The organism is Psychrobacillus sp. 05T411, from assembly GCF_056396485.1.
Genome location: NZ_JBFTLO010000006.1, coordinates 151600 through 162688 on the forward strand (window position 1 = coordinate 151600; position 11089 = coordinate 162688).

12 protein-coding genes and 1 pseudogene are annotated in these 11089 nt (G+C 36.7%); 6 read left to right on the forward strand and 7 right to left on the reverse strand.

The window, feature by feature from the left end; translation table 11 throughout:
* The first annotated feature begins 44 nt into the window (after positions 1-44).
* The 4 genes from AC1DFT_RS06820 (at position 45) to AC1DFT_RS06835 (ending at position 2153) form a co-directional block, all read left to right on the forward strand.
* Positions 45-479 (forward strand): hypothetical protein, encoded by a 435-nt coding sequence (locus tag AC1DFT_RS06820; RefSeq protein ID WP_142608405.1) that lies wholly within the window; start codon positions 45-47, stop codon positions 477-479.
* Between the two features lie 35 nt (positions 480-514).
* Entirely contained in the window at positions 515-733 is a 219-nt protein-coding gene (locus AC1DFT_RS06825) for a YfhD family protein (RefSeq protein WP_477918444.1), read from the forward strand.
* A gap of 151 nt (positions 734-884) precedes the next feature.
* Entirely contained in the window at positions 885-1193 is a 309-nt protein-coding gene (locus AC1DFT_RS06830; protein WP_477918445.1) for an ArsR/SmtB family transcription factor, read from the forward strand.
* Between the two features lie 12 nt (positions 1194-1205).
* Positions 1206-2153: a cation diffusion facilitator family transporter gene (locus AC1DFT_RS06835; RefSeq protein WP_477918446.1), complete on the forward strand. Its 948-nt coding sequence runs from the start codon at positions 1206-1208 to the stop codon at positions 2151-2153.
* A gap of 100 nt (positions 2154-2253) precedes the next feature.
* On the opposite strand, the gene AC1DFT_RS06840 is transcribed toward AC1DFT_RS06835, so the two are convergent.
* The 4 genes and pseudogenes from AC1DFT_RS06840 to AC1DFT_RS06855 form a co-directional block, all read right to left on the reverse strand.
* Positions 2254-3126, reverse strand: coding sequence for a patatin-like phospholipase family protein (locus AC1DFT_RS06840; RefSeq protein ID WP_477918447.1), 873 nt, complete (start codon positions 3124-3126; stop codon positions 2254-2256).
* 191 nt (positions 3127-3317) lie between these two features.
* Positions 3318-3497: a hypothetical protein gene (locus AC1DFT_RS06845; RefSeq protein ID WP_477918448.1), complete on the reverse strand. Its 180-nt coding sequence runs from the start codon at positions 3495-3497 to the stop codon at positions 3318-3320.
* Positions 3498-3614: 117 nt separating this feature from the next.
* Positions 3615-4712 carry a threonine aldolase family protein gene (locus AC1DFT_RS06850; RefSeq protein WP_477918449.1) on the reverse strand — a complete coding sequence of 366 codons (1098 nt, stop codon included), beginning with the start codon at positions 4710-4712 and terminating at the stop codon, positions 3615-3617.
* A gap of 91 nt (positions 4713-4803) precedes the next feature.
* A pseudogene (locus AC1DFT_RS06855) lies at positions 4804-5418 on the reverse strand (gamma-glutamyl-gamma-aminobutyrate hydrolase family protein); the annotation flags it as partial.
* 259 nt (positions 5419-5677) lie between these two features.
* Here AC1DFT_RS06855 and AC1DFT_RS06860 point away from each other — a divergent pair.
* Positions 5678-6559, forward strand: a complete 882-nt coding sequence (locus AC1DFT_RS06860; protein WP_477918450.1) for an SDR family oxidoreductase — start codon at positions 5678-5680, stop codon at positions 6557-6559.
* 59 nt (positions 6560-6618) lie between these two features.
* Here AC1DFT_RS06860 and fabF read toward each other — a convergent pair whose 3' ends face one another.
* The 3 genes from fabF to AC1DFT_RS06875 all read right to left on the reverse strand — a co-directional run bounded on the left by fabF (position 6619) and on the right by AC1DFT_RS06875 (position 10179).
* Entirely contained in the window at positions 6619-7854 is a 1236-nt protein-coding gene (gene fabF, locus AC1DFT_RS06865) for a beta-ketoacyl-ACP synthase II (RefSeq protein ID WP_477918451.1), read from the reverse strand.
* A 273-nt stretch (positions 7855-8127) separates the two neighbouring features.
* Complete coding sequence (locus AC1DFT_RS06870) at positions 8128-8967, reverse strand: aldo/keto reductase (RefSeq protein WP_477918458.1); 840 nt, start codon at positions 8965-8967, stop codon at positions 8128-8130.
* Between the two features lie 3 nt (positions 8968-8970).
* Positions 8971-10179 (reverse strand): MFS transporter, encoded by a 1209-nt coding sequence (locus AC1DFT_RS06875; protein ID WP_477918452.1) that lies wholly within the window; start codon positions 10177-10179, stop codon positions 8971-8973.
* Between the two features lie 183 nt (positions 10180-10362).
* Between AC1DFT_RS06875 and AC1DFT_RS06880 the strand changes: the two genes are divergently transcribed.
* Positions 10363-10737, forward strand: a complete 375-nt coding sequence (locus AC1DFT_RS06880; protein WP_477918453.1) for a winged helix-turn-helix transcriptional regulator — start codon at positions 10363-10365, stop codon at positions 10735-10737.
* Positions 10738-11089 lie beyond the last annotated feature (352 nt).

An 11089-nucleotide genomic window follows, 5' to 3' on the forward strand; every position in this document is an offset into this window, starting at 1 on the left:
TACTATTACTATAGAACGTAAAAAAAAGAAAAGGAGGTATGAATATGTCAGTTGCTAGTGAAGCATCTCAAGTAAACCTAGATTTTTTAATTAATGATTTGGGCCTTCGACAAGTATCAAATACCGCCCTGTTTCGAAAGGGAAATATCTTAGTTATTTCACCATCCGTTCAAAATAAATCGAACACATTTGAACTTGGTGAATCACTTATGAAAAAATTTGATCCCGAAACTGATGAAGGATATTTACTCATCCGTATAAAAGAAAAGTTCTTAATGGCAAAGCTTCATCCTTTTCAAAGAAAAATGATGACTGCTGATACGGAAAAGAGCACAAAAAGTAAACCTTCATTTTGGAAATTTAACGTCATCGAATCCATTATTCCACGTATTGAAAATAACGGGGACCGTGAACTAACGTACAAAATACAAGCTCCAACTCCAAAACAATTAGTTACTTTTTTTAACAAAGAAAAATAAAAACACTGAGAATATTCTCAGTGTTTTTATTTTTTATGATTAAATTAACATTTTGGTGCCATATTATTATAGAACTAAAAATAGAAAGGAGAATTAATATCGGAAGAGATAATAAGCAAGGTAAAAGCAAAAACAAAGATACACTTCCTCAAACACCTAAAAACCAGAAAATAAAACCCAATAATGTGCAAGAAGAGTTCGCTGCGGAGTTTGCAGAACTGAAAGAAAACACCACAAAGAAAAAAAGAAAGTAACAAAAGCCTCTTTTAGGGGCTTTTTTTGCTTTTCGAGTCTAATACTCCCCTTCTAAATTGTTGTTAAATCATTGACCATATTTCTTGTTAATGCGTATAATATGTATATGAGCATATGTTCATATACAAATAATGAAAGCGAGGTTTTCTAATGAAAAAACAAGAACATGTATTTTTATCTCCAAATACGGTCAATGATGCTTCGCGGATTTTCAAAGCATTAGCCGATCCAACTCGAATCAAAATATTATATTTGCTTTCTCAAGAGGAATGCTCGGTAAGTCATATTACGGAAGTATTGAATATGACGCAATCTGCTGTTTCTCACCAACTAAGCTTACTAAGAAATTTAAGGCTAGTTAAGTACAGACGGGATGGAAACACGTTTTATTATACGTACGACGATGAACATGTTATTACCGTTTTAAATCAAGTCATTTCACATATTGAATGCAAATAAGGAGGAAAATTTATGGGTCATCACCATCATGGTCACGACCATCACCATCACGGGCATTCTCATAATCATTTTGAGGAGTCTCGACAAGGAAATAAAAAGGGCTTACTCATTGCTTTACTTATTACGACCGGAATCATGTTTTTAGAGTTTTTCGGAGGCTTATTTACAAATAGCTTGGCTTTATTATCCGATTCTGGACATATGCTTAGTGATGCAAGTGCTCTGCTATTAAGCTTAGTAGCTATCTGGTTTTCTTCTAGACCCCCTTCATCCGCTAGAACTTTTGGAGGATATCGCTTTGAAATACTAGCTGCATTATTTAACGGGATTACGCTATTTATTATTGCTGGATTTATCGTTTGGGAAGCAGTTGGACGATTTGTAGAACCTCCAACAGTTGCAAGTGGCACAATGATGCTGATTGCTACAATTGGTTTGTTTGCAAATCTTTTAAGTGCTTTCGCTTTAATACGAAAAGGTGATGTAAAGAACAATGTAAATTTACGGGGTGCTTATTTACATGTTCTCGGAGATGCTTTAGGATCTCTCGGTGCAATAGTAGCAGGAATTCTCATGCTATTATTTGATTGGTTTGTGGCTGATCCAATCATTTCAGTCCTTGTCGCTTTATTGATCTTAAGAAGTGCCTGGGGGCTTATCAAGCATTCCGTCCATATTTTAATGGAGGGAACACCAATATCCATCGATCAAGCAGAAGTAAAAGCTGAGTTAGAGAAAATCGAGGGCGTTAACAATGTACACGATCTTCATATATGGACAATTACATCTGGATTAGATTCTTTAAGTTGCCATATTGTCATTGATGACGAAAAGAATAGTCAACGTATTCTCCAACAAGCCCTTGATAAGTTAAAAGCAATATACCACTTAGAGCATGCAACCATACAAGTGGAAACTGTAGATATAAAACACAGTGAATTGAAATGTCATTTGAAATAGTAGCTTGTCAACCGGCACATGGAATATTTAGCATCATGAAGTAAACCCCTTCTTGAAGAAGGGGTTTACTTTGTTTAAATTTTTAAATGAACAGGTTAAATCACCACATCTTTAAAAATTGTGTCGCTCGTTTTCTTCCCTTATCCAATAAATTGGCCTTCATTTCTCTATCCAGATCAAACTGCGTAGCACTATATTCATCAACCGGAATAAAAATAACATTCTTTTCGAGTTTCCGAGAAATATAACGTTCATCATGTGCATTTTTCATCGTGGAAAAAAGGGCTTCAAATAATTGCAGTCCATTTTTTATTTTATGTGGCTTCATTTCCTCAGAATTACCACTTAACTTTAAGCCGACGATTGGACGCTCCTTGTTTCCATTATCAAAAATCCACATTGGAAAATTGCTTAAAACTCCTCCATCTACAACAATGGTGTCTCCTGAACCAACCCGCATTTTTACAGGTTCAAAGAAAAATGGAATGCCACAGCTCATACGCAGAGCCCTAGCAACAGGAAAGCTATCAGGAGATACCCCGTACCGCTCCAAATCGTCTGGAAGCACCATCATCTTCCCATTCGTTAAATCAGATGCAACAAGTTTTAAAGACCCCTGAGGCAAATCAGAAAATGAATAAATTCCTTTCGCCGCTAACTTTTCCAAAAACCAATTTTCTAACGCTTTCCCTTGGTATAAACCTAGTCCCCAATACAAATTCAACCATTTCATAAAGGGGATAGGAAGTACCGTTTTACGTGGATCAAGCAAAGCCTGGAAATCTTGCTCCACCATTATTTCTTCAATTTCCTTCCCTGTATATCCCGCTGCTATAAAACACGCTAAAATGGCACCGGCACTCGTTCCCGCAACCCGTTTAAATTCATACCCCTTTTCTTCCAATACTTGAAAAGCACCAACTAAGGCAATCCCTTTCATTCCACCACCCGAAAAAACCCCATCTATTAACATACATGATCTACTCCCTTTTCATGTCGTTATAACAATGTAAGAGACAAAGAGAGGAATTAGAACAATATTCGATGTTATTTTAGATATTATTCATAGAGTTGTTGGGCTAGTCTTTATTTAGATCGGGTCGTTATGTATTATTTGAAAAAGTAATGAACGGTGAAAGCATATCGCTTTCACCGTTTTGTTTATCAAATATTTAATCTAGAAGGATTATTTTTATTGGTAGGTTTGCTTTTATTCTCATTGTCATTATTTGTTTTTGCTTCTTTATTTTGACCTCTTACATCTAAATCATCTGGGCTTACATCGTATCCAAACCCATATTCTTCACGATCTACAGATTTTCTTGGATTTTTACCTTTTGTCATGAATTTTCACCTCCATGACAAATAATTTGTGCAATTGGTCCATTTTTATTCATGGGTAAGCTATTACTCATATCCACTTTGCAAGTATGAACTTTTTCTAAACTGCATCAATAAAACTTAAATTTGAGATTTCCTTAGTTTTTCATCAAGTAATTGAAATACTCGCTTCCATTTTTCTTTTGATAGAATTGCATACTGATTACCAACATTCACTTCAAAACAACATGACTTTTGTGTTACCTCTTTTAAATAACCTGTTAATCCAACACCCGTTTCCTTATATAACTCTGCCAGTATAGGTTCTACCTGTTCTCTAGATGCTTGAAAATGGACATGAAACATATTAGAAACAGGTATTTGCGGGATAGTTGAAACCGCCTCACATGAATTGAAAAAGACAGCAAGTTCTATAGCGTCGTTGTAAAACTGAGTCATCCTCTGTTCATTTTCATCGAAATAATAATTAGCACTGACGATATATGGGTATAAACTGATCAGGTCCCCACCATGTCGTCTTTTCCATATTTTCGATTCATCAGTAAAGGCTTTGTCACCTGCAAGAATAGCACCGGCAACTCCTCCAATGCCTTTATAAAATGATATATATACGCTATCAAAGAGATTACTAATCTCAGCAGCTGTTTTTTCATAATAAGGTAGTATTTCAAAAAGTCGTGCGCCATCCAAATGTAGTCTAATACCTTTTTCACGACAATACATAGAAATTTTCTCTATCGTTTCATAATCAGGCAATTGACCGCCAATTTCCCTTTGAGGCAATTCAAGTAATATACAAGCAACCTCTTCATCCATATTCCATACATCTGCCAACTCTATTAATTTATCTTTGTCTGCTAACAAAACAGACTGGATATGATGCAATTCCTTTAGCCCATCTTCCTCATGTATTTCTAAATGGCAAAGTGGATGATATGCTACCTTTTTTGAACCTTTATCATCACACCAAATACGTAAGGCAATTTGCTGGGCCATTGTTCCACTTGGGAAGAAAACTGCTTTTTCTTTTCCAAGATATTCTGCCATTTTTGTTTGAAATTCTTCGATAAGGCTTCCATTACCGTAAACATCAATTTCCTGCTTGCCATCCACCTTTTCCAAAGCATTCTTCAAGACTTGTATATCTCGATTTCCGTGTCCTGATACTTGATACTTTGTTTCCTTATATGCCTCAAACAGTAATTTTGTGTCACTCATTCTCTTGTCCCCAGTCCGTTTTTTGAATACTCGCAATGTACTCAATCTACAATAATTCTTGAACTCATACAATCGAAAATTGTACTAGGTTTTATATTTTTCTCTTTAAAGCAGCTTGTACGTATGCTTTAAATACACGTTTTGAAGGCTCGTCCCCTTCTACTGCGAACTCCTCTGGATGCCATTGAAAACCAAATACGAAAGTATGCTTTGTACTTTCTACACATTCAATGATGCCATCGGTAGCTCTCGCAACAACTCGCAAATTTTCTCCTACTTTACTCAACGCTTGATGGTGGAAGGAGTTTACTTTAAACTCATCTTCTTGCAATAATTCATATAGACGACTGTCTTTTTCCACTTTTACCGGATGAGATCTATGTGTACGATCTGCTATTTGTAAATGTTGCATAACAGGTTCTTTCCTTTGTGAATGAATGGACTGAAAAAGGGTACCTCCAGAGACTACATTTAACATATGCATTCCTCGGCAAACCCCTATATATGGCTTATCCAACTCAAGCATTTTTTGTACGAGCGCAAACTCCATTTCATCTAATTTAGGTGTGATCCTTCCTAAGTGGATATGTGGGTCGGCATTATAATAGGATGGATCAATATCCTCCCCACCAGTTACAAAAAGTGCATCTATTCCTTCACATAGTTCATCCAAGTCTCCTCCTGGTATTAGCGGTACTATTACTGGAACTCCACCCGCTTATATGATGGTTTTTGTATAGACAGTTGGCATAAAATAGTTACCATCCTCTTTCACTTCTGCTGTAATTCCCACAATTGGTTTCATCTAAAAATCTCCGTTCTACAAGTATGTATATTTAATAATTTCATATACCCTTTTTCTATATAAGAAAAACGAACTTTTCATTCCAATAAATTACTTTTAACAAGTTTGTTTTCATTTAAGGAGGGAATAATACAATTAACTACTTAAAAGGAGGATTTACATGACAACAGATAAATATGCAAAAATCGATAAAGAGGTTTCTGGACAAACACAAAACCAACAACCTGGTGCAGAAACAGAAATGAATCCCCAACCAATTTATGATGATGTAAATTATAAAGGCTCCGGAAAACTCTCCGGTAAAGTAGCACTTATTACAGGCGGTGATAGTGGAATTGGAAGAGCCGTTTCTGTAGCGTTTGCCAAAGAAGGGGCCAATGTTGCCATTGTCTATTTGGATGAAAATGAACAAAAAGACGCCGAAGAAACAATCGAAGCAATAGAAAAATACGGAGTCAAATCGATAAAAATTAAAACAGACTTAAGTGACGATGAAAACTGCCAACATACAGTTGATGAAGTAATTGAACATTTTGGGCAACTTAATATATTAGTGAATAATGCAGGAAAGCAATTTCCTACAAACGACTTTTTGAAAATTACACCTGATCAATTACAAGAAACATTTTCCACGAATATTTATTCGATGTTCTATCTGACACAGGCTGCATTGCCTCATATGAAAAAGGGAGATACAATTGTAAACACTTCTTCCATAACAGCATATAATGGTTCACCACAACTTATCGACTACTCTGCCACAAAAGGTGCCATTACTGCATTTACCCGCTCCCTTGCGCTACATTTAATAGCAAAAGGAATTCGCGTAAACGCCGTGGCACCTGGTCCTATTTGGACTCCGCTAATACCAGCCACTTTCGATAAAAAGCAAGTCGAACAACATGGTGCGGATACACCGATTGGTAGACGTGGCCAACCTGCAGAACTTGCACCCGCCTATGTTCTCTTAGCTACAGCTGATTCCAGTTACATGTCAGGACAGACCATTCATGTCGATGGTGGTGACTTTGTAGGATCTTAACATAATAAAAGAAGCTTTTTGCATTAGCAAAAAGCTTCTTTTATTATGTTCAGTCATTATTAATCAATAAATTTCTTAAAAGCAAGCACAGCATTATGTCCGCCAAAACCAAAACCATTTGAAAGCGCATAGTTTATTTCTGTTTCCTGCGCTTCGTTTGGCACATAATTCAAATCACACTCTTCGTCTGAAGTTTCCTGATTGATCGTAGCTGGTGCAATGTCTTCCAAAATACTTTTAAGCGTTATAATTGCCTCGATTCCACCTGCAGCACCAAATAAATGACCCGTCATTGATTTGGTAGAACTTACTTTCAATTCATACGCATGCTCGCCAAAGACATCTTTAATCGCTCTCGTTTCGGATTTATCCCCTTCAGGAGTACTTGTCCCGTGCGCATTTATATAAACAATTTCCGTAGGATCGATTTGTGCCATATTGATAGCTAACTTCATCGCTCTTGCTGCTCCATCAAAATCAGGCGATGTAATATGGTAAGCATCGGTTGTTGAACCATAACCAACAAGTTCCCCTAAAATAGTTGCCCCACGTTTTTTAGCATGTTCATACTCTTCCAATACTAAAATACCTGACCCTTCCGACATAACAAATCCATCACGATTTTTATCAAAAGGACGACTAGCTTTTTCCGGCGCATCATTTAAAGTAGACATCGCCCGCATTCTAGAAAAAGCAGCAAAAGATAATGGGTTTATAGATGCCTCTGCTCCTCCTGCTACTATTACATCTGAATAACCGTGTAAAATATTTAAATAAGCTTCACCGATTGCATGGTTTGCCGTTGCACAAGCAGAAACCGGTGAAAAACTTGGTCCTTTAAATCCATATTTAATAGCAATAATACCTGTTGCCATATTACTAATCATCATCGGTACCATAAATGGAGATACTCTACGCGGTCCTTTTTCTAGTAATACTTTATGATTTTCAAGGGTAGTATTAATGCCCCCGATTCCCGAGCCAATATATACACCAATACGTTCTTTATTTACCGTTTCCAAGTCTAGTTGCGATTGATCTATCGCTTGCTTTGTAGCTGCATATGCGTACTGTGTATACAAATCATATTTTCCTAGGTCTTTCTTATCTAAGTATTCTTCCGCTGGAAAATCATCTATAATCCCAGCTATTTGTGTATTAATTTCTTTAAAATCATCTGATTCAATTTTCTTGATACCTGATTTACCTTCTTTAATATTTTTCCACAGCGTACCCACATCATTTCCTAATGGCGATATGACTCCATATCCTGTTACAACCACTCGACGTTTCATATTCATCCTCCTCGTTCTTGAAGGCTACCTTCTTCTAGAAATCTTATCACATAACTCAAAGAATTAATAAGAAAACCACGCTGAAAAAGAATCGTGTTTGTGCAGTATAGGTATAATGCGTCGTAAAGATACTAAGGTGTTCGCCATGATTTCCGCTCCAGGCGGACGCTTTCCGTGGGGCGAGCGGTGAGTCGCCGCCTTGCGCTCCAATCAAGATTTTTTTGTCCCTGTGCAGCAAATGATTCTGAATTGTTTGCTGCACAGGGACGCTTTTTAAAAATCAAAGTTATCTGGATCTGGTCCTACTCGGTGATTCTGATTTAAACTCTCGATATGCTTCATATCTTCCTCTGTTAATTCAAAATCAAACACATCTGCATTTTCTGCAATTCGATGTGCTTTTGTCGATTTAGGAATGGTAATTACCCCGTTTTGTAAGTCCCAGCGTAAGATGACTTGAGCCACAGATTTGCTGTATTTATTTGCAATTTCCTGAAGTTCTTCGTTATCTAGCAATTGTCCTTGCATAAGTGGAGACCACGCTTCTAACTGGATATTATTCTCTTTACAAAATGCTTTTAGTTCTTTTTGGGTCAATCGTGGATGATATTCCACTTGGTTCACCATTGGTCTAATGTCTGCATCTTTCATCAAATCTTCTAAATGATGAATTTGAAAATTACTTACGCCGATTGCTTTCACTCGACCTTCCTTATAAAGTGTTTCAAGTGCTCGCCATGCATCACTGTATTTACCTTCTACTGGCCAATGTATTAGATACAAATCCAAATACTCTAAGCCAAGCTTAGACAAACTTTCTTCGTAAGCTGCAATCGTCTTTTCATATCCTAATTCCGAATTCCACACTTTAGATGTGATAAATAATTCTTCCCTTGCAATACCTGTCTCTTCTATTGCTTCAAGAATACCTTGTCCAACTCCAGCTTCGTTGCCGTAAATAGCAGCAGTGTCAATACTGCGATAACCATGTTTAATAGCAGTTTTTACAGCATCAACTAATTCTTGTCCCTCTTCTACTTTAAATACTCCTAGACCTAACCAAGGCATTTCAAAACCATTATTCAACGTTGTTGTAGATTGTAAATTTTTCATCATTTATAGTTCCTCCAATTTCATCATATGTTGTTTATCTTTTCTTTCGAGCATTCGACTGATACCGGTTAGTATTACCGCAAGTACAACCATTAATGCTCCAATCCATGTAGTATGGATAAGACCAATAGATTCTGCTACAACACCCCCTAAATAGGAACCAATTGCAATTCCCGCATTGAATGCAGCAATGTTCATAGCAGAGGCAACATCAACCGCACTTGGGACAAAGCGTTCTGCCAGCATTACTACATATACCTGAAGTCCTGGGACGTTCATAAATGCAAACAAGCCCATAAAAATAATTGTGATTAACCCAGCAACTTTAAACGGGGCTGTAAATACTAAAATAGATAACACAATCGCTTGTACTATAAACATATAAAATAGCGAACCGATTGGATTTTTATTCGAAAGCTTTCCACCTAACATGTTGCCGATTGCAATCGCAACTCCATAAACAAGCAAAATTATTGCAATCGATTCTTGTTTAAATCCAGTTATTGTCTGAAGTAATGGGGATAAGTATGTGAATACAACAAATGTTCCACCGTAACCAAGCGCTGTAATACTCAATACCAATAATATCCGACTATTGGTCATAAGCTTGACTTGATCTCGAATGGTTGTTGAAGTACCTTTGCGTAAATCGGATGGAATAAGGATGCTGTTAGCGATAAATCCTATTATACCTATGACGACAATTGCCATAAAAGCAAAACGCCAGCCAAACTGTTGACCAATAAATGTACCAAATGGAACGCCTGTAATCGTTGCAACAGTCAGTCCCGTAAACATAATAGAAATTGCACTTGCTCTGCGATTCTCTGGTACTAAATCAGCGGCAATCGTCGATCCTATCGACATAAAAACACCATGCGAAAATGCGGAAATGACACGGGCAACTAGTAAAACTGTCACACTTGTTGCACTCGCAGCAATGCCGTTTCCTATGATAAAGACTACCATTATCCATAATAATAATGTTTTACGTGGCATTTTGGATGTAAGAGATGTTAAAATTGGTGCTCCAAACATTACACCTAATGCATATAGTGAAACAGTAAGACCAGCCGTCGTAAGGGATATATCTAAATCATGAGAAATTAATAGTAGAAGCCCCACGCTAACAAATTCGGTTGTTCCGATTGCGAATGCACTTATAGCCAACGCAAGTAGCGCAAACATACTTCGCTTTTTATCTAAAGTCATTTTTTTCTCATCCTTTCTTTCCTCTGTTGTATTAGAGAGTTTTCATTAAAACTAGTGTAAATCTACCAGCAAATGTTAGTATGAGTAATAAGGATTCAAAAGAAAAGTACGCACTTTAAAGTAATATAGAAACCAAAAAGTTATATAGGTACTTATTAGTTCCTATAAAGAAGGAGAAGAAAAATGACAAAAAAGAAATATAATATATCCGTTGAAGCAACATTAGAAGTAATCGGTGGAAAGTGGAAATGTGTGATTCTTTGCCATTTAACTCACGGAAAAAAACGAACAAGTGAGTTGAAACGACTCATGCCTGATATCACGCAAAAAATGCTAACACAGCAATTAAGGGAATTAGAAGCAGATGGGGTTATTAACCGAATTGCTTACAACCAAGTTCCACCAAAAGTAGAATACGAATTGAGTGAATATGGTTTGAGTCTAAGAAGCATTTTAGATGCGCTATGTACATGGGGAGAAGTTCATATTACAAAAGTATATGGAGATAAGTTTTCTGTCTTGGAGGATAGCATTTTAAATGACAAGCTAAAAAGCTAATGATTTGGTACAAAATTTCTTAGAGCAATCAATTCAAAATCACTTGTTGGTAATGTACTTATTTGCGTTGTATAGGGATAATGTGTCGTACGGTGACCTCTATGATTTTCGCTGCAGGGCGGACGCTTTCCGCTTCAACCTACAAGATTTGCTAGCAAATTATCGTATTGCTTTAAAAATAGATAGTAGAAATGCAGTGGAAAATGATTTTTTAGTAAATACACTATCCAGTAATATCATCCAGGAAATGGATAAGGGCAATCAATTGATGATGGAAGGCAACCAGTACCAAGTGGAGAGCAATCAATTCTAATCGGAAAGCAACCAAATCAGCACGAGAGCAACTAAATTG